Annotated in this window: 17 protein-coding genes; 8 read left to right on the top strand and 9 right to left on the bottom strand. The window is 49.9% G+C overall.

Annotation, left to right across the window (positions count from 1 at the left end):
• Nucleotides 1–1,215: an outer membrane protein assembly factor BamB gene (gene bamB / locus MET42_RS0106715; protein WP_019882088.1), complete on the top strand. Its 1,215-nt coding sequence runs from the start codon at nt 1–3 to the stop codon at nt 1,213–1,215.
• A complete protein-coding gene (gene der, locus MET42_RS0106710) occupies nt 1,215–2,648 on the top strand; it encodes a ribosome biogenesis GTPase Der (protein WP_019882087.1) in 1,434 nt (477 codons plus the stop codon). The genes bamB and der overlap by 1 nt, the downstream gene beginning before the upstream one ends.
• A 42-nt stretch (nt 2,649–2,690) precedes the next feature.
• Here der and MET42_RS0106705 read toward each other — a convergent pair whose 3' ends face one another.
• The 5 genes from MET42_RS0106705 to MET42_RS0106685 all read right to left on the bottom strand — a co-directional run bounded on the left by MET42_RS0106705 (nt 2,691) and on the right by MET42_RS0106685 (nt 6,531).
• On the bottom strand, nt 2,691–3,161 hold the full coding sequence (locus MET42_RS0106705) for a GNAT family N-acetyltransferase (protein ID WP_019882086.1): 471 nt from the start codon (nt 3,159–3,161) through the stop codon (nt 2,691–2,693).
• Nucleotides 3,162–3,243: 82 nt separating this feature from the next.
• Entirely contained in the window at nt 3,244–4,224 is a 981-nt protein-coding gene (locus MET42_RS0106700) for a S49 family peptidase (RefSeq protein WP_019882085.1), read from the bottom strand.
• Between the two features lie 124 nt (nt 4,225–4,348).
• Nucleotides 4,349–4,699 carry a Rieske 2Fe-2S domain-containing protein gene (locus MET42_RS0106695; RefSeq protein WP_019882084.1) on the bottom strand — a complete coding sequence of 117 codons (351 nt, stop codon included), beginning with the start codon at nt 4,697–4,699 and terminating at the stop codon, nt 4,349–4,351.
• Nucleotides 4,696–5,349 (bottom strand): HAD family hydrolase, encoded by a 654-nt coding sequence (locus tag MET42_RS0106690; protein WP_019882083.1) that lies wholly within the window; start codon nt 5,347–5,349, stop codon nt 4,696–4,698. The genes MET42_RS0106695 and MET42_RS0106690 overlap by 4 nt, the downstream gene beginning before the upstream one ends.
• Before the next feature lie 63 nt (nt 5,350–5,412).
• The gene (locus MET42_RS0106685) at nt 5,413–6,531 is read right to left on the bottom strand and encodes a pseudouridine synthase (RefSeq protein ID WP_019882081.1); all 1,119 of its coding nucleotides are present in this window, start codon (nt 6,529–6,531) and stop codon (nt 5,413–5,415) included.
• 618 nt (nt 6,532–7,149) lie between these two features.
• Between MET42_RS0106685 and MET42_RS0106675 the strand changes: the two genes are divergently transcribed.
• Nucleotides 7,150–9,846 (top strand): Rne/Rng family ribonuclease, encoded by a 2,697-nt coding sequence (locus MET42_RS0106675; RefSeq protein ID WP_019882078.1) that lies wholly within the window; start codon nt 7,150–7,152, stop codon nt 9,844–9,846.
• A 69-nt stretch (nt 9,847–9,915) separates the two neighbouring features.
• Here MET42_RS0106675 and crcB read toward each other — a convergent pair whose 3' ends face one another.
• Complete coding sequence (crcB, locus tag MET42_RS0106670; RefSeq protein ID WP_024929945.1) at nt 9,916–10,293, bottom strand: fluoride efflux transporter CrcB; 378 nt, start codon at nt 10,291–10,293, stop codon at nt 9,916–9,918.
• Nucleotides 10,294–10,382: 89 nt separating this feature from the next.
• Between crcB and glgA the strand changes: the two genes are divergently transcribed.
• The gene (gene glgA, locus MET42_RS0106665) at nt 10,383–11,834 is read left to right on the top strand and encodes a glycogen synthase GlgA (RefSeq protein WP_019882076.1); all 1,452 of its coding nucleotides are present in this window, start codon (nt 10,383–10,385) and stop codon (nt 11,832–11,834) included.
• Nucleotides 11,835–11,998: 164 nt separating this feature from the next.
• On the opposite strand, the gene orn is transcribed toward glgA, so the two are convergent.
• The gene (orn, locus tag MET42_RS0106660) at nt 11,999–12,583 is read right to left on the bottom strand and encodes an oligoribonuclease (RefSeq protein WP_019882075.1); all 585 of its coding nucleotides are present in this window, start codon (nt 12,581–12,583) and stop codon (nt 11,999–12,001) included.
• A 101-nt stretch (nt 12,584–12,684) separates the two neighbouring features.
• On the opposite strand from orn, the gene MET42_RS0106655 reads away from it, so the two are divergent.
• From MET42_RS0106655 to rsgA, 3 genes are read left to right on the top strand one after another with little or no spacing between them, the layout of a single operon-like run.
• Nucleotides 12,685–13,932 carry a M48 family metallopeptidase gene (locus tag MET42_RS0106655; RefSeq protein WP_019882074.1) on the top strand — a complete coding sequence of 416 codons (1,248 nt, stop codon included), beginning with the start codon at nt 12,685–12,687 and terminating at the stop codon, nt 13,930–13,932.
• Complete coding sequence (locus tag MET42_RS0106650; RefSeq protein ID WP_019882073.1) at nt 13,929–14,228, top strand: cytochrome c; 300 nt, start codon at nt 13,929–13,931, stop codon at nt 14,226–14,228. The genes MET42_RS0106655 and MET42_RS0106650 overlap by 4 nt, the downstream gene beginning before the upstream one ends.
• A 1-nt stretch (nt 14,229) precedes the next feature.
• A complete protein-coding gene (gene rsgA / locus MET42_RS0106645; protein WP_019882072.1) occupies nt 14,230–15,105 on the top strand; it encodes a ribosome small subunit-dependent GTPase A in 876 nt (291 codons plus the stop codon).
• A gap of 108 nt (nt 15,106–15,213) precedes the next feature.
• Here rsgA and MET42_RS0106640 read toward each other — a convergent pair whose 3' ends face one another.
• A complete protein-coding gene (locus MET42_RS0106640; protein WP_019882071.1) occupies nt 15,214–17,085 on the bottom strand; it encodes a PQQ-binding-like beta-propeller repeat protein in 1,872 nt (623 codons plus the stop codon).
• A gap of 363 nt (nt 17,086–17,448) precedes the next feature.
• Here MET42_RS0106640 and MET42_RS0106630 point away from each other — a divergent pair, with 363 nt between their 5' ends.
• Complete coding sequence (locus MET42_RS0106630; protein ID WP_232411364.1) at nt 17,449–18,558, top strand: GntR family transcriptional regulator; 1,110 nt, start codon at nt 17,449–17,451, stop codon at nt 18,556–18,558.
• Between the two features lie 319 nt (nt 18,559–18,877).
• Here the strand turns inward: MET42_RS0106630 and MET42_RS0106625 are convergent, their stop codons facing one another.
• On the bottom strand, nt 18,878–19,405 hold the full coding sequence (locus tag MET42_RS0106625) for a PepSY domain-containing protein (protein WP_019882068.1): 528 nt from the start codon (nt 19,403–19,405) through the stop codon (nt 18,878–18,880).
• Nucleotides 19,406–19,504: the final 99 nt, after the last annotated feature.

Raw genomic sequence — 19,504 nt, 5'->3', positions numbered from 1 at the left:
ATGAGGTCTCTCTTACCTGCTCTGCGCAACCAGCCGCACTCACTTAAACATGCCACGCTCGCCGCCTTGCTTTTACTCGGTAGCGGGCTGTCTGCATGCACGGCATTCAATGATGTTAAAACCAATATCAGTGAAAGCATTTTTGGCGCAGAACCGGCCAACCCGCCCGTCGAGCTGGAAGAGATCAAGTCCTCTTATGAAACACGCATTCAGTGGTCAGTGGATGTAGGTTCACCCGGGCGCTTCACTTATACGCCAGTGCTGGCAGACAACCTGATTTACACCGTCAACGCTGAAGGCAGCGTAATGCAATTGTCGGCTGAAACCGGCAAAACAATCTGGGAAACCGAACTCGGCGAGCCCATCAGCAGCGGTGCAGGCCTGGGGGGCGGACTGGTATTGGTCGGCACCAGCAAGGGACACTTATTTGCTTTAAACGTCAATGGTAAAAAGCTTTGGAGTGCCGTACTCAGTAGCGAAGTACAAGGACAACCCCGTTATTACGATGGTACGGTCATTGTGCGCACCAGCGACCACCATATTTACGGCATTGACGCCGCAGATGGCCGTCGCAAGTGGTCTTATGAGCGCGCCACCCCTTCCCTCTCACTCAAAACACAAGCGGGTATTGTGGTTGATAGCGGCGCAGTCTATGCAGGGTTCCCTGGCGGGAAACTGGTCGCGATTCGTGCTGACAATGGCAAACTGGTATGGGAAGCGACTGTTGCCCAACCTAAAGGCGTGACAGAAATCGAGCGTATTGCCGACATCACCAGCCTGCCGTTTGTCGATGGACCATTGGTCTATGTGGTCGCCTATCAGGGCAAAGTGGCCGCCGTTGACCGCCAGCGTGGACAGGTGGTGTGGAACCGTGATATTTCCAGCTACGTCGGCCTGATCGCAGAAAATAACAAAATCTACCTAAGCCATACCATGGGTTCAGTCTATTCACTGGACAGCACCAATGGTAAAACCTTCTGGCGCCAGGGCAACCTGGGCTATCGCCATTTGACAGTGCCGCTGCCTTTGAGCAATGTGGTGGCTGTCGGCGATCTCGAAGGTTATATCCACTTACTCAGCCAGGATGATGGCAGTTTCGTTGGTCGACTACAATTGGGTTCCAAACCCCTGATGTCGCTGATTGCAGGCAGCAATGCCAATCAGTTCTTTGCGCAGTCGCGTGACGGCCACCTTTACGCAGTCACATACAAATAATGCTACCTACCATCGTACTTGTTGGCCGGCCTAACGTCGGCAAATCCACCTTATTTAATCGTTTAACCAGATCGCGTGATGCGCTGGTTGCCGATTTACCTGGCCTGACACGTGATCGCCACTATGGCCGCGGCCTGGGTGCCAGCCAACCTTACCTGGTGATTGATACCGGCGGCTTTGAGCCGACCGCAGACACCGGAATTCTGAAGGAAATGGCCAAGCAAACCCTGCTGGCGATCGACGAAGCCGATGTCATTATCTTTTTGGTGGATGCGCGTGCTGGCCTGACGCCACAGGAATTCACCATTGCGCAAACCTTGCGCAAAGCGCAGCGCCCTATCCTACTTGCCGTCAACAAAACCGAAGGCATGCGCAAAGCCATCGTCAGTGCAGACTTTCATGAACTGGGCATGGGCGATCCTTTATCCATTTCATCTGCCCACGGCGAGGGTGTGCGCGACCTGATCGAACTGGCACTGGAAACCATCAGCGAAAAAGAACCCGAAGCTGCTGAGCCAGTCAATCATGACACGCCAAGAATTGCGATTGTTGGCCGCCCTAACGTCGGCAAATCCACACTGGTCAATGCCCTGTTAGGTGAGGATCGCGTGATTGCGTTTGACCAACCCGGCACCACACGCGATTCCATCGAAATTGCGCTCGAGAAAAATGGCAAGCAATACACCATTATTGATACTGCCGGTGTACGCAAACGTGGCAAAGTGTTTGAGGCCGTTGAAAAATTCTCTGTCATTAAAACCATGCAGGCAATTGAAGACGCCAATGTGGCTATTCTGGTGGTCGATGCCAAGGATGGCATTACCGAACAAGATGCGCACGTGGCCGCTTATATTGTTGATGCCGGACGCGCACTAGTAGTTGCCATTAACAAATGGGATGGCCTGCAAGATGATGAGCGCGAGTGGATCAAGCGCGAAATTGACCGTAAATTGCAGTTCCTCGACTTTGCCAAGTTTCACTATATTTCAGCGCTACGCAAAAAAGGCCTCAATGAGTTACTGGCTTCAGTAGACGTGGCCTTTAAGGCCGCTATGATCGATCTGGCGACGCCGCAGTTAACGCGTGTATTAGGCGAAGCAACAACGCAACATCAACCGCCAATTAGCCGCGGCATTCGCCCCAAGTTACGTTATGCGCACCAAGGTGGCTCAAACCCACCTATCGTGGTGATACATGGTAACCATATTGATGGCATTAAAGCCAGTTATACGCGCTATCTTGAAGGTATTTTCCGCAAGGCTTTCCAATTAGTGGGTACGCCTTTACGCGTGCAATACAACCAGGGTGAAAACCCGTTTGACAAAGAAGAAGAGCGCAAAAAAGGTGAAGGCCTGGTGACCATGCGTCGTCGCAAAAACGAGATGCGCGCCAAGCTGAAACAGCGTAACGAGCAAAATAAAACTAAAAAATAATACTGATGTGGTGAGCAGTCGCCCTGCTCACTCATCTTGGCCTCAGTTTAATATCGGCAATTTAATTTCATAAGTCTGCCAATGCGTGTGTTCAGCCAGCTTGTCATAACAGGCTCTTGCACGCAGATTATTTTCTGCAGTCATCCAGCGAATCACTGACCATTTATTTTCCCGTCCAATCTGGGCAACTGCCTGAATCAATTGCTGCGCAACACCTTGCCCTCTGGCTTCCGGCACAACAAACAAATCATCCACATAAGCGCCCAGTGACGCCGCTAATGGCCGCGCAAATACGCGGTAATGCAAAAAACCTAATACCTGCCCCTCTACATTCTCTGCGACCAAGGCATAGATCACAGGTGGAGATTGCTGCAGCCATTGCCAGACCTGGTCGCGCATGGCGGAGGTTTGCCTGACGGCATAAAACTCCGCATAAGCGGCATATAACAGGCACCAGCTTTCATAGTCTTCTAACGCGATCAGCCTAACTGTCACGGGTGGTTGTTTAAGCATCTCTATTTTCGCCTGGTAATATGTTAAAGATATGGGCAATAAAAAAGGGACCACGAGGTCCCTTTTAAATATATTGCTCAGGTTATCGCAGTGTCGGTAACAGGTTCTTGGCACTCACGCCCAGCTCCTGCGCCATGCTGGCACCCAGCTTCTTGGCAAAACGGTCCACCACGGTTTCCTGATAAGTGAAATCAACAATATCAGACTCTTTAATCACCTCACGCGCGACATATTCAGCGCTACCCTGCGCATCCGCCAGGCCCAATTTGATACTTTCTTCGCCGTTCCAGAACAAACCACTAAAGGTTTCTTCATTTTCTTTCAGGCGGCTGCCACGACCTTCACGCACCACCGTAATAAACTGTTGGTGAATCTGATCCAGCATGCTTTGTGCAAAAGCCTGTTGCTTAGGATTCACGGGGGAAAACGGATCCAGCATGCCTTTATTAGCACCAGCCGTCATCAGGCGGCGCTCCACACCGACTTTTTTCATGACTTCGGTAAACCCATACCCATCCATCAGCACGCCGATAGATCCGACGATACTGGCTTTATCGACAAAAATTTTGTCAGCGGCGACGGCAATGTAGTAACCACCAGATGCACAAATGTCTTCCACCACCGCATACACCGGAATTTCCGGGTGTAATTTACGCTGACGGTGAATTTCGTCATTAATAATGCCGGCCTGTACTGGGCTGCCGCCCGGACTATTGATACGCAAAATAATGCCTTTGGTGCCTTTGTTATCATAGGCATCATTCAGGCTGCTGATCACCGCATCAGCATTGACCTGACCACCTGCCTCGATCACGCCGGAAAGGTCAATCAAGGCTGTATGCGCAGTAGAGGCATTTTTGTTTTGGCCCACCCAGCCCAGAAACGTCATGAGCAGGAAAAACAGGTAGATAAAGGTCAGTGACTTGAACAATACCGACCAGCGTCTGGCAGATTTTTGCTCTTGCAGCCCGGCCAGCGCAATTTTTTCCACCGTACGAATGGCCCAGTCCGGCGATTGATTCGCTTGTTTCGGGTCAGATGACTGCTGATTTTCTTCTTGCATAACTCAACTTTCGTCAATAAATTTTAGCTATTCTAACAACTTTTAGCGGTTTGCCAGGATTCTATTTTTAATCCCCAAACAACCCACTAGAATTGATCCCACACATTAGAATTCATCCCACACCCTAGAATTGATCCAGGTGCACCTTAATCACACCCGCTTCCTCTGTCACCGGAATGGCAGATAAACGCTTGCCCTGGCAAGGACCGACCACACAGTGCCCGGTTTGTGGCGCATACATCGCGCCATGCGTGGCACAAATAATCCACTCCTGCGTCATATTAAAAAACTTGCCATGTTCCCAGTCCAGTTCGACCGGCACATGGGCACAGCGATTGACATAGGCATAGGCCTTGCCTTCAAAACGCACCAGAAAACCAGTCGCATGGGGCCCTAACATGGGCATGGCAAACCGCAGGCCATCGCCTTTTTCCTGCAAGGCATCGCTGTTAAACGTTAACGCAGTCTCACTCATGCTTGTTCCAGCAACCAGGCGCTTAATGTTGCCACATCGTGAAACAGGTGATCTGGCGAATACTGCTGTAAATGGCTGGCTGTTTGCGAACCATAACTGACTGCCGCTGTGATGACGCCAGCATTTTTACCCATTTGCATATCATATTGCGAGTCGCCTATCATCAACGTACGCTCAGGCATCACCACCAGATCGTCCATGAGTTCATCCAGCATTTGCGGATGTGGCTTTGAAAAGCATTCATCGACGGTTTTGGTCGCATTAAAAAATTTGGATAGCCCTGACTGCTGCAACGCGGTGTTTAATCCACGCCGCCCTTTACCGGTCGCCACCGCTTGCTTGCAACCTTTACGGTCCAAGGTGGCAATCGTGTCTGCAATACCAGCAAACAATAAAATATTGTTTTCGTTGGCGTAATAAAGACGCTGGTAGTTGTTTGCTAACGCCTGCGCCTGGAGCTCGGGGATATCGCCATACAGCACCTCGATCGACTCTCGTAAACCGAGGCCAATGATGCTACGGGCGCGCTCTTCGCTCAGTGCGGGCAACCCGGCCTCATCAGCCGCTTTGATCAATGCCTGCGTAATCATGCCAGTCGAGTCGGCAATGGTGCCGTCCCAATCCCAAACCACTAAATCAAACTGTTTCACTGCGTTATTTTCCTAATATACTTTATAGGCAACACTGGCCACTTTGTCGCCTATCACGAACGATTACTTTACTGACTTAAGTTGACGTTGTTGTTGCAGAAAGTGTTCTAGTTCTGCTGGCAATGGTGCGACCAGGTGCAGAGGCTCGCCGGTTAACGGATGGGCAATACGTGTTTCACTGGAATGCAAAAACATCCTTTTTAAGCCCTGCTTGCTTAACAACTTGTTCAAGGCAAAATCACCATATTTGTCATCACCCAAAATCGGAAATCCCAAATGTGATAATTGCACACGCAGCTGATGGGTGCGGCCAGTGATTAACTTGGCTTGCAAAAAACTGCATTGCCCCAGCACTTCCTGCAGGTAAAACCAGGTTTCAGAGGTCTGCGTTTCCACTTCAAACTTACCTTTGGCAGCATGCCGCTTGGCAACCAGACCACTTGCTTTGAGTGATTTTCTGCCGCCGGGTTCTGCATTGAGCAAGGGCTCATCGACCACCTGCACGCGACGCTCGCCACTTTCTGTCACGTATTTTTGCAAATCCAGCGTGACTTTCTTTTTGGCCTCTTGCCATTGTCCCTGCACCAAGATCAGGTAACGTTTATCCATGTGGTGATGACGCATGGCCTCATGCAGTGCAGTCAACGCCGAACGTTTTTTTGCAATCATCAATACGCCTGAGGTTTCACGGTCCAGCCTGTGCACCAGTTCCAGGAACTTGGCTTGTGGCCGCTCCAAACGCAATTGCTCAATCACGCCCAGGCTGATGCCGCTACCGCCATGTACGGCCATGCCAGACGGTTTATTCAACGCCAGCATGGCATCATCTTCATAAATCACTTGCTCAGCCAGTTTAGCTTTAATCGCAGGCGCATCCGGTTTTGCAGCGGCTTCGGCCGTGCGGATAGGCGGCACCCTGACTTCATCACCCAGTTGCAAACGATGTTCGGCATCAACACGCTTTTTATTCACGCGTACTTCACCACTACGCAAAATACGGTAGATATGACTCTTGGGCACACCTTTGAGCACTTTGGCTAAAAAGTTATCTACGCGCTGTGTTTCCGAAGCTTCATCCACCAGCAAGTAAGTGACACGATCACTGGCGGGTCCAGCCTCAGAACCAAGGCTGGAAGCCGTTTCCGCAGACGGTAATGACGAGGGTCGAAATTGTGAGCTCATAGTTGCAGGTCGTGCTTTGCTTTATCAGGACTTATAGATATACTGTCGAGATTCTGAATCATCGCTCTTTCAGGCGATAGCGGTCATATATATATGCAGGCTATCGTCATCACTGACATCCAATCCCAGCGTTTTCAGGGCCCAGATTTTAAAAGCCAGGTTTTCCTGGCTAGTCAGCGCATTCAGAATCAAAAAAATTTTGGTGAATACCGCTCGCCATCAAGTAGCGATAATTAATTAGAAATGATTTAACGCGAAGCTCACGCAGAATAAACAAAGAAATGAGCTCGGCGTTTGCCAAACCCGAATTTTAACGAAATTACCCTCTGTTTAGGGTTTTATTTTTGCAGTCAATCGCGGTGGATAATACAGGTGACAACCTACCTGCCACGCACTCACTGCACCCTTGCAGAAACCGAGTATCCAGCGGGCAGTCACACACTGCGCTTTGACACTCAAACGTGTGCATATTGATGCCTGTCATGCTGTGCTGAGACCCAGACACTAGCATCGCAAAAGCCATTGCACACACCTCCTCGTTAAATTCTGGTGGTTAATTCATAACCACGGCCCGCCCTGCGCTCATGTCTATTCTGTGGCTTCGATTAGGAGCCTTACATGAAAAGAATGTTGTTTAACGCAACGCAATCAGAAGAATTGCGCGTTGCGATTGTTGATGGACAAAAACTCATCGACCTCGATATTGAACACGCTGGCAAAGAACAGCGCAAAAGCAATATCTACAAAGGCGTAATCACACGCATTGAACCCTCACTGGAAGCCGCATTTGTCGACTATGGTACCGACAGACACGGCTTTTTGCCTTTTAAGGAAATCGCCCGTAGTTACTTTCAGGACAAGCCTGAAGGTCGCGCCCGCATTCAGGATGTGATCAAGGAAGGCCAGGAAGTCATTGTCCAGGTAGACAAAGACGAACGCGGCAGCAAAGGCGCGGCACTGACCACCTTTATCTCACTGGCTGGCCGTTACCTGGTGCTGATGCCAAACAATCCACGCGGAGGCGGTGTTTCCCGTCGCGTGGAAGGTGAAGAGCGTAACGAATTGCGCGACACCATGGCACAACTGGACGTGCCTAACGGCATGAGCATTATTGCGCGTACCGCTGGCATTGGCCGTAACGCCGAAGAGCTGCAATGGGACTTGAACTACTTGTCACAATTATGGCAAGCGATTGAAGATGCTTCTAATTTCCAGCCTGGCGCCTACCTGATTTACCAGGAAAGCAGCCTAGTGATTCGTGCCATTCGCGATTACTTCAGCGCGGATATTGGCGAGATCCTGATCGACACTGCTGACGTGCATGAGCAAGCCTTGCAGTTTATGAATCACGTCATGCCGGGCAACGTCACCCGTGTCAAACTGTACCAGGACGAAATTCCGCTGTTCTCCCGCTTCCAGATCGAACATCAGATCGAATCTGCATTTGCGCGTGAAGTACGTTTGCCTTCCGGTGGCGCCATTGTGATTGACCATACCGAAGCCCTGGTGTCTATCGACGTCAACTCCGGTCGCTCCATTAAAGGGGCTGATATTGAACAAACGGCGTTCAACACCAACCTGGAAGCTGCTGAAGAAGTCGCGCGTCAAATGCGCTTGCGCGACCTGGGTGGCCTGGTGGTGATCGACTTTATCGATATGGAAAACCAGCGCAACCAGCGTGACGTGGAGAACGCCTTGCGTGATGCCCTGCATCATGACCGTGCACGTGTCCAAATGGGCAAAATCTCTCGCTTTGGCTTGCTAGAAATGTCTCGCCAGCGCTTGCGCCCAAGCCTGGGTGAAACCAACCACATGACCTGCCCACGCTGTAATGGCACAGGTCATATCCGTGGCATTGAATCTACTGCATTGCATATTCTGCGCATCACGCAAGAAGAAGCCATGAAAGACAACAGCGCCATTATCCAGGTGCAGTTGCCAGTCGAAGCCGCGACTTTCCTGTTGAATGAAAAACGCGCCGACATCCACAAAATCGAGCAACGTACCGGCGTTGAAGTGGTGCTGATTCCAAACATTCACCTGGAAACCCCAAATTACAACATCTTGCGCATTCGCCTGGATGACGTGAATGAAGACACCATGCAGGCCAGCTACAAAATGGTAGACCTGCCTAGCGAGTCCGATTACCAGCACAGCCTGCAACAAGCCGCTGCGCCAGCTAAGGCCGAGGCCGTCGTAAAAGGCATTACGCCCGCCACTGCCGCACCGATTGTTGAAGAGAAACCTGCTGCGGCCCCTGTGACCGAGCAGAAAAAATCATTCTTTGGCGTGATTAAATCCTGGTTGGGCCTGGAAGAAAAAGAAGCGGTGCAAGAAGTTGCAAAACCAGCACGCGAAACCAAAGAGCCTGGTCGTGATCGTAACAAGAATCGCAACCGCCAGCGTGATCGTCAGCGCGAACGCCAGCAAGACCGTACCGATCGCCCAACAGGTGAGCGTCAACCTAAAGAACAGCAGGAAAACACGTCTAACAAGCCTCGCCAGGAACGTCAGCAACAGGAAAGACCAGCGCAGAAAGAAAGACAGGACCGTCAACAGCAACAGTCACAGGAAGTGAAAGCAGATGCCAATCAACCGGCATTAACTTCACCAACTGGCGAAAACAAACAGGAGCGTGGTGAACGCGGCAATCGTCGTAACCGTCATGGCCGCCGTGATCGCCGTCAACGTGAAGATGCGCCAAACCAGGCAAATGCTGAAGCGGCAGTCAACACCACAGCCACTGAGGCAGTTGCACCAAGCAATGCAGCCCCGGTGGTGGTCGCGGAAACTGCAGCGCCAGTAGCTAAAACAGAAGCCAAACAGGCCGCCGCTGAACCAGTGGTAAAAGACGTTGCAACAGCCAGCACTGAAGCTGTTGATACACCAAACACGGCTAAAACGGATGCGCCTCAAGCAGATGAAGCTGCCGCAGAAAAAACACCACGCAGCCGTTCACGTGGTGGGAAAACCAGCAAAGCACGCGGTAAACGCGCGCCAGAAGGCAGTGATGCGCCAGCGATCGAACTGGTTGAAACTGCGGCAGCAGCCGTTGTAGAGACTGAAGCAACGGCAGAGACTGCACAGAAAAAACCTGCGCGCAAACGCAAAGCCACCACCAAGGCAACTGCTGCAAGCACCAATGAAGGTGCCACAGATGCAGGCATTCAATTGGTAGAAACCAAGTCTGAGCCTGTCGCAGCTTCAGCAGAAACCGCAGCCAAAGCGAAAAAACCACGTAACGCTGCCAAGTGGAAGAAAGACGAAAAAGCGTCCGAAGAACCAAGCCTGGTGATGGTTGAAACCCAGAAGTAACCAGTCCCTGGACTAGTCGCCATAAAAAAGAGGGCCTGATGGCCCTCTTTTTTTACACCATCGATGGGCTTATGCTGCTTGCCAGCGCATGACGCACCAATAGCCGATAATCGTCAGCAATACAGACACCACAACATGCGTGAAGATATGCAACCCAACCCACACATAAGCTTGTTTTTGCAGTAACACAAATGCTTGTGCCGAGAATGTAGAAAAAGTAGTTAAGCCACCTAAAAAACCCATTGCAATAAACAAGCGCCACTCATGGCTTAATTGTGGCATGGTCTGAAAAAGCGCTAACGCAATGCCCATTAAAAAACCACCGATGGCATTTGCCATCAAGGTACCCAAGGGAATCATCCCTATCGAATTGAGCCAGATAGAGAGCCCCCAACGTGCCCATGCACCCAATGCCGAACCTAATCCGACCATCAACCAAGATTTCATTTTATTGCCCTTCTAAAACGTTAGCAGGCAATGTATCATAAGTTTTAAAGCATTCAGCTCCCACCGCCTGTTGATTTAAAGAGATTCCCTTGCGTTTACTATTTGTTACCTCAGAAATTTTCCCATTAATCAAAACAGGCGGTTTGGCAGATGTCAGTGGTGCACTCCCAGCAGCCTTGGCCACTACGGGCCTGGATGTTCAAATTTTGCTGCCCGCCTACCGCGGTATCCTGGCACAGTGTGATGCGCCGCGCTTACTTGGTTCACTACAGGCCTTTCACGATATACGCTGTGAGCTCTACCAAACCACCCTGCCCGGTACTGACATCCCGCTGCTATTAATTGACTACCCGGCGCTGTATGACCGTGAAGGCGGCCCTTACCACCACCCGCAACATGGCGAGTGGCAAGACAACCCCTTGCGTTTTGGTTTGTTATCAAAGGTGGCCGCCATGCTGTCCGTCCCCAATATGCTACAGCCATGGCTACCAGACCTGGTGCATTGCAACGACTGGCAAAGCGGACTGACGCCCTACTACTTGCAGCAACTGGCCAGCCCGGCCAAATCGTTGTTTAGCATTCATAATCTGGCGTTTCAAGGTAATTTTCATGCTGACTGGCGGCATAGACTCATGCTCAGCGAGCAGGATTTTCAGCCAGCAGGTTATGAGTTTTATGGACATCTGTCATTTATGAAAGCCGGACTATATTACGCAGATGCGCTTGCCACCGTGAGCCCAACCTACGCCAAAGAAATCCAAACCGAGCAGTTTGGCTTTGGTTTCCAGGGTTTGTTACAGCACAGAACCGACGATTTAACCGGCATACTGAACGGGATAGATACCCAAGTGTGGGATCCGGCAAGCGACCCTTATTTGCCGGCGCATTACACCAGCAGCGCCTTAGCCAATAAAAAACTGGTTAAACAGGCCTTGCAAGCAGAGCTAGGATTACACCAGGACGCCACTGGTCCATTGCTTGGTGTCGTCAGCCGACTCACGCACCAGAAGGGTCTGGATATGCTGGCCGACATCGCGCACGCGCTGCTGGCCAGCGGCTGTCAGCTAGCAGTGCTTGGTAGCGGCGAGCCCGCGCTGGAGCAGCAATATCTGGCATTGATGCGACAATATCCCGGGCAAGTGGTAGTCACCATCGGCTACAACGAACCACTGTCACATCGCATCATGGCCGGGACAGATATTTTTGTCATGCCTTCGCGCTTTGAACCTTGTGGATTGAACCAGATGTATGGCTTGCGTTACGGCACGATTCCGCTGGTCGCCAATACTGGCGGCCTGGCAGACTCTGTGCACGGCGGCGCCCTCATGGCTGATGGCATATTGCCTGAAACGATGACAGGATTGGTAATGCCGGAAAATAATCCATCGACACTTTTGGTCACATTAAGGCAAGCCATACATATTTATGCCAATTCTGGTCAGTGGCAACAGCTACAAAAACAGGCAATGCGACAGGATGTCAGTTGGGAAACGAGTGCAAAACACTACTTTGAGCTATACCAGGACTTGTTAGATATTTAAAAACAATTACTTACAGATATTGACGAAAAGGTGAAGAAAAGTTGGCACAGAAGCTGCTAATTACTAATCAAGCTTCTCCAAAGCTAACTTCTCCTCCCTCAAGACGCCAAATAGGCGTCTTTTTTTTCGCTGTGTTTTTTGCTGAATGCAGATTTTTTGAATCGTTACTCAGCCTTGGCTGGCGGTGTCATATTCAAAAAGTGTTCACGGTAATACTTCAGCTCATCAATCGACTCATAAATATCGGCCAATGCTTCATGACGGCTGGCTTTTTTAAACCCGGCATAGATATCCGGGCGCCAGCGGCGGGATAACTCTTTGAAAACACTCACATCCAGGTTGCGATAGTGAAAAAATGCTTCCAGACGCGGCATATAACGCGCCATAAAACGCCTGTCCTGACAGATGGAATTACCACACATCGGCGATTTGCCTGCAGGCACATGCTCTTTTAAAAATGCCAGCATGGCATCGGTTGCAGCCTCTTCATCCAAAGTGGACGCCTTGACTTTATCGATCAAGCCACTGCGGCCGTGTGTGCCTTTGTTCCAGGCGTCCATGCCATCCAGTACGGCATCCGATTGATGGACGACCAGCACCGGAGATTCTGCAATCACATTCAGTTGCGCATCGGTGACGACGGCGGCCAGTTCGAGAATGCGGTCTGTGTCAGGCAGCAAACCACTCATTTCCATATCCAGCCAGATTAAATTGTCCTGATTACTTGCCAATTGTGTGCCTCTCGTCATGATTTCCATTAAAATGAAACATTATATTCAGTTCAGTGAACAAGGTGGATATAAATCCATCAAAATAGCTAACCGTCACCACTCACAAATCACCCATTGCCATGTCCGCACTCTTTACTCAAATTTTTGTCGCTGTGATTGTCGTTAGCCTTGCTATCCGTGTCTGGCTGGGGCTACGCCATATCCGCCATATTCAGCAACATCGCCAACAAGTGCCCGCAGCATTCGATCAAACCATCAGCCTGGAGGCCCATCAGCGCGCAGCTGATTACACCACAGCCAAGGTCAAATTACGTTTGAATGAAACAGTGGTGGAATCTGTTATTTTACTGGCCCTGACACTGGGCGGCGTATTGCAGATGCTCGACCAGGCCTGGCAACAATGGTTACCAGCGCACGAGATCATTCGCGGCGCATTGGTCATTTGCTCCGCCATGTTAATTTCTGGCGCAGCGACTCTGCCATTCGACTACATCCAGACCTTTAACGTGGATGAAAAATTCGGCTTTAATAAAATGTCACGCGGCATGTTTTTTGGTGACTTGGTAAAACATACCATTGTTGGCCTGCTGCTTGGTGGCCCTATCCTCTTTATCGCGCTATGGCTGATGCAAGGGGCTGGCGACTGGTGGTGGCTCTACCTGTGGCTGATCTGGAGCGCATTTAATCTGTTTATGCTGGCGGTGTACCCGATCTGGATTGCGCCTTTGTTTAACAAGTTTACACCCATGCAAGATCAATCCCTGAAAGCACGCATTGAAGCTTTGCTGCAAAAGTGTGGTTTTGCCAGCCAGGGCTTGTTTGTGATGGACGGCTCTACACGTTCAGGTCACGGCAATGCTTACTTCACGGGCTTTGGCAAAAACAAGCGCGTGGTGTTTTTTGATACCTTGCTGGAAAAACTCAGTGCCGACGAAATCGAAGCCGTACTTGCACATGAGTTGGGCCACTTCAAGCATCAGCATGTGATTAAACGCATCATCATGATGTTTGGCCTCAGCCTGCTCGGCCTGGCGCTGCTGGGTTACCTGATTAAGCAAGAATGGTTCTTTACCGGCCTGGGCGTGGCAGAAGCCAGTAACCATATGGCACTGCTGCTGTTTGTACTGGTTTCACCTGTGTTTATGTTCATTTTGCGCCCGGTGTTAGCCGCTTATTCGCGCACCAACGAGTTTGAGGCGGACCACTATGCGGCACAACAATCCAGGCCACAATTTTTGATTGATGCACTGGTTAAACTGTATCGCGACAATGCTTCTACGCTGACACCTGATCCATTACACTCAGCGTTCTACGACTCGCATCCACCTGCCAGCCTGCGCATTGCCAAACTGCAAACTTACGCATGAAACACATCCTGCTGATCAGCCTGCTCCCGGCGCTTGCCAGTTTCAACGCAAGCGCTGCGGATAGCCCGCTGCAAGCAGGTAAAAAACTGGTAGACGCACATTGTATCAGTTGCCACGCCAGCAGTTATGGCGGAGATGGCAGTGGTATTTATACACGCGATTACCGTAAAGTGCGCTCCCTGAATGGCCTAAAAGCCCAAGTCACCAACTGTAATACCATGCTTAACCTGAAATGGTTTGATGATGAAGAGCAGCAAGTGGTACAGTACTTAAATCACTCCTACTATCATTTCTAGCATGTCTCAAGAAGGTCTCATTGTCGCTGCCTATGGCAAGCGCTATAACGTTGAATTGCCAGATGGCCGCATTCTCAGTTGCGTCACCCGCGGCAAAAAAGTCGATAACGCGGCAGGCGACAGGGTCACAGTGACCTTAACGGCTGATAAGGAAGGCGTGATCGAAAAAACCGCAGAACGCAATACCCTGCTCTATCGCAGCAATGCATTCAAAAGCAAAATCCTGGCGGCTAACGTCACGCAAATCCTGATTGTATTGGCCACCCAGCCCAGCTTCTATGAAGACCTGCTGAATCGTTGCCTGGTCGCGGCTGAGGCCGCGGGCATACGCGCAGTGATTATCCTCAACAAATGTGATTTACCTAACCCGCAAGCCATGCAAAAGCTGGCGCAATATGCAGCGCTGGGTTATCACACCCTGCAACTCAATGCCAAAGAGTCTGTAGACAGCCTAAAACCTTTACTGAGTGGTCACACCAGTGTGCTGGTCGGCCAGTCTGGCATGGGCAAGTCGACCATCATTAACAGCCTGTTACCTGAGGCACGTAGTAAAACCCAAGAAATCAGTGCCACCCTCGATAGCGGCAAACATACCACCACGGCGACGCATTTGTATCATCTGGACAGTGAAAGTGCCATTATTGACTCACCCGGATTACAGGAGTTTGGCCTCTACCATATTGATGAAGCTGACCTGGAGTATGCATTTGTCGAATTCCGGCCGTTGATTGGCCATTGTAAATTCAATAATTGTACGCACACCCATGAGCCGGAGTGCGTCATTTTACAAGCACTGGCGTCTGGCAACATCGCGCCTGAACGTTTGCAGATTTTCCAGCAAATCCGCGCTGAAAACACCGTACAAATCTACGGCTAAACGCCACACCGCTATTTTCTATCATCCTGAGCACAAATAAAAAAACACCCTGCCGAAGCAGGGTGTTTTTTCACCACACGTATTGCTACGTGTGAACTTACTGTAGCATTACAGTGAGAAAACGTTCAGTGCACCGCCGCCAGGCGCAGCGTTGTACTTAGTCAACTCTTTGTAACCACCAGCAGCACCCAGTGCATCGGTGTCAGTGGTCATACCCAAGTTCATCGCAACGCCAGCCCAACCACCGATACCAGACAAGATACCGACGTATTGCTTACCTTTGTTGCCATAGGTGAAGGCGTTACCAATCGCACCAGAACCAACCTGGAATTTCCACAGCTCTTTACCTGTTTGTGCGTCAACCGCTTTGAACCAGCGATCCAAGGTACCGTAGAACACAATGTTAGAAGCTGTCGTCAAGGCACCACTCCAGGCAGAGAACTTCTCTTTGTTGTACCAGACTTTTTTGTTGGTCATTGGGTCATAAGCAGCAAAACCGCCCATCACACCGTCTGGACCTGCAAACATGGTCAATGTCGCACCAACCCATGGTTGACCAGCAACGTATTTGGACTCAACTGGCTCGTATGTCATACATACGTGGTTCAGTGGAGAATACATCAAACCTGTTTTTGGAGAATAAGCAGCAGGCTGTTGGTCTTTAGTACCCAAAGCAGCTGGGCAAATGCCTTTAGCGTTGTAGTCCTGGTGCGTAGAAGCTGCAGCCAGTTTGTCAGGCACACCTGTTTTCAGGTCAACGTTATTGGCCCAGTTAACAAATGGGTGTACTTTTTCAGCAGCGATCAATGAACCAGTGTTTGCGTTCCATGTGTATGCAAAACCGTTACGGTCATGGTGCCATGCGTAGGTTTTACCAGCCTTATCGAACAGGATCACTTCGTTTACGCCATCATAGTCCCACTCATCGTGTGGCGTCATTTGCATCGCCCATTTAGCGACACCTGTATCCAGATCACGTGCAGTCACGGTCATAGACCATTTGTTGTCACCTGGACGTACGTCTGGGTTCCAAACAGATGGGTTACCTGCACCGTAGTAAACCAGGTTTGTACGTGCATCATATGGCCACCAGCCCCATACGGAACCGCCACCATGTTGCCAGCCGTCTTTGATTGCTTGTGGCTTCAACCAGGTACGTGTACCCAACTCTTTTTCACCACCTTTGATTTGATCAGCAGACAGGCGTTTGAAAGAACCACCCTCTTTGTTACCACCGTTCACGTCTTGGTAAACGGACAGTGCGTTGTACAAAGGATTGTCTTTGTTGGTATTTGCGTCATGCAATGTTTCAGCATCCGGGCCTGTTGAGTAGGCTTTCCATGCCAAAGAACCATCTTTTGCATTGTATGCAGCGATAAAGCAACGTACGCCGAACTCAGCACCTGAGCAACCGGTCAATACTTTGTCTTTGATTACGTGTGGAGCGTTAGTGTTAGTTGCACCAACTTTAGGATCAGTGTTTTTCACTTCCCATACTTTTTTACCATCTTTGGCATCCAAAGCAACCAGCAAGCCATCGTTCTGTTGCAGGTAGATTTTGCCATCGCCGAAACCCAGACCACGTGTCACGTTATCACAGCACAGCACTGCTTGAACACTTGGGTCTTGTTTCGGGAAATAGGACCAAACAATTTTTTGATTGTCGTTCAGATCCAAAGCATAGACGTTGTTAGGGAAAGCTGTCACGATATACATCATGTTGCCCACAACCACTGGTGAACCTTCGTGACCACGGTTTACACCGGTCGCAAATGTCCAGGCCATTTTCAGGTTTTTGATGTTGCCTTTGTTGATTTGTGCCAGTGCGCTATAACCCTGGTTATTGTGCTGACCACGTGGATGTGCCCAGTTGTTTGAGTCTTTCATTGCAGCTTCCTGATCAGCAGCAGCATAAGCCATTGCTGGCAAGGCAAGCGCGACGCTGGCTGCAATACCAAAAGCAGTTTTAATTTTCATCATAGTTATATCTCCGGAAGAAAAATCCCAAAAGGATCCATCACAAATTGCAATTAAAAATTGCGCTGTGCTTAAGTTTGCCACTGGCACTAGGATTTCCAGAGCTGTAAATTATCCCGTCAGGGATAGATGTCACTTGATTAAGCGCTTGTAACTGTAATATAAATAGCCCCCCGAAACAGCCAGCCAGTTTTGGGTTTTATTCATGGGCCAGATAAGGAATTTTTCCGAAAACTTTATAGAATTGCTTTTTTTTTGTATCATTTTGCAATCGAAGGCCATGTCCTAGTGTGCCCTTCAGGTAATGGTGTCGCCCAATGTGAATGGCGGCCCCTGCTTACTTGATTATGAAGGTAGACACTGACTGTGCTGAGACCCTGGCATTACTCGCTGGTATTGGACAAAGCTTCCCCGCATTCCATCCACCAGCAACTCATAGAACATTTCCGCGCCATGATAGAAGGCGGTGCCTGGCTAGGCGGCAGCGCCCTGCCCAGCTCGCGCGATATCGCGCAACGTTTGGGCATCAACCGGAAAACGGTTTCGCGGGTGTATGAAGAGCTTTCTGCACAAGGGCTGATTTATACCCAGCCCAAGCGCGGCACCTTTGTCTCGCAGACGCCACGTTCAGAAACACCTGGCCCACCGCGTCCGCGCACATTGATACATGCGCGACCAGAACTCGACAGTGCCTCCAGCAGTATTTATCAATTAATCCAGAAAACCACGGTGCACCATATTCGCCGGGTGGCCTTGCACATGCACAAATTACGGCCGCACGACTATGACGTGACTGGCCTATTCAATCTCAAACATATGTTGGCCAACCTGCTCGCACACGAAAGACGCTACCTGGTTTCACCTGACCATATCACCTGTGGCACCTGGCCTGTATTGCAGGCAGCACTAATGCATCACCTGAGCCTGGCAGACGGATGCCTGTTATTAGACCATCGCGCAAGCATAGAACTGGAAAGAAGCCTGGTAAAACATGGCATACATGTACTGCGCCTGCCTGACATCGCAGACGGCCAGGCACACGGTTTTATAGAGCAAGTTGAGAAATATTGCATCAACTACCCAGTGTCCGCATTATGGTGCGACACATCGACATTGTTCGAGGCGCAGACAATAGAAGGTGAACAGGCACTGGTTGCACAAAAACTGGCCGATTATCGCTTGCTGCTGATTGATGATCAGCGTTCACATTTGCCGTTTGTGCAACAAAACCAACCACTATCCAGCAGATACGCCAAAAGCATATTGCTTGGCAGCTTGTATGGTGAGTGTTGTGACATGTTTAACTTATGCTACCTGGCCAGTAACCTTGGTTTTTCAAGCGATTTTATTAACGAACTCAATGTGCAGCAACAGCAATCATCCCTCCTCAATATGCTGGCGCAAAGCGAGCTCATCAAACGCGGAGAATATAAAAAGCTGCTGACGACCATTCATCGATTTTTGCAGCAAACTTAAGCTCCCGGCAAAGAGATTGCCGGCTCACAACACCCAAATAACAACCAATATGGCTGATATAAACCACCAAAAACTCAGGAAAAACTCCTATTTACACAAAAAATAAGCTTTCCAATCATTTGGTTAAATTTTGTTCGCGGCGTGGCATGCTAAATGCTAAACAGTAACTGGGAGTGAGCTATCACTAGGACCGATACCAGCGGACTGCATATCAGCTGGTATCGGGGTAGACACTCCCTCACTTGCATATTGATCTCATGCAAAAAAGGCACCGCAATTGCGGTGCCTTTTCATTGGCAACAAACAGAGGAATCAGAGATTACTCTTGGCCGATTTGGTACACTTCGTAGCTGGTTTCCACGATTTTGCCGGTGGTTGCATCCACTTCTACTTTAACTTCTTCGTTGTCAGCTTCCAGGATGTCAAATTCGTAAGAAGCTTTGCCGTCTGGCTCTAACTCATACTCAACTTCAACCACTTTGCCTGGATGTGCAGCCAATGCCGTCGCTTTGGCATCTGCTTCAGACACTTTGGCCAAAGCCTTGAATCTTTCGTCATCTGCAGTGACTTCTTCTTCTACTTCAGTGATTTTGCCTGTTTTCGCATCGCATTCGATGTCCCAAGCTTTACCATCGTTGGATTGCACGTCGAACTCGTACACCAAGTGCTTGCGCTCAGACTTGGCTTCAAGCTTAACGATTTTGCCGTCGTGCTTGGATAATGCCGCTTTCACGCATTTACCCAGGCTGTCGTAAGCTTTTGGTTTGATGGTTTCGTGGTCGGCGAATGCTTGACCGGATAATACACCGCATAACGCGGCCGCTAATAATGACGCTTTCATTTGCATAATGATCTCCTTGTTTAAAGTCATGAATGAAAAACGCGAAACACGCGCTAGGGACGCATGCTTCGTGAATTCATAACGCGAAAAGGATATCAAAAACGC

Source organism: Methylophilus sp. 42 (assembly GCF_000384155.1).
Taxonomy (GTDB): Bacteria; Pseudomonadota; Gammaproteobacteria; order Burkholderiales; family Methylophilaceae; genus Methylophilus.
Note: the sequence above shows the minus strand (reverse complement) of the source record. Positions and strands in the feature narration are given on the sequence as shown.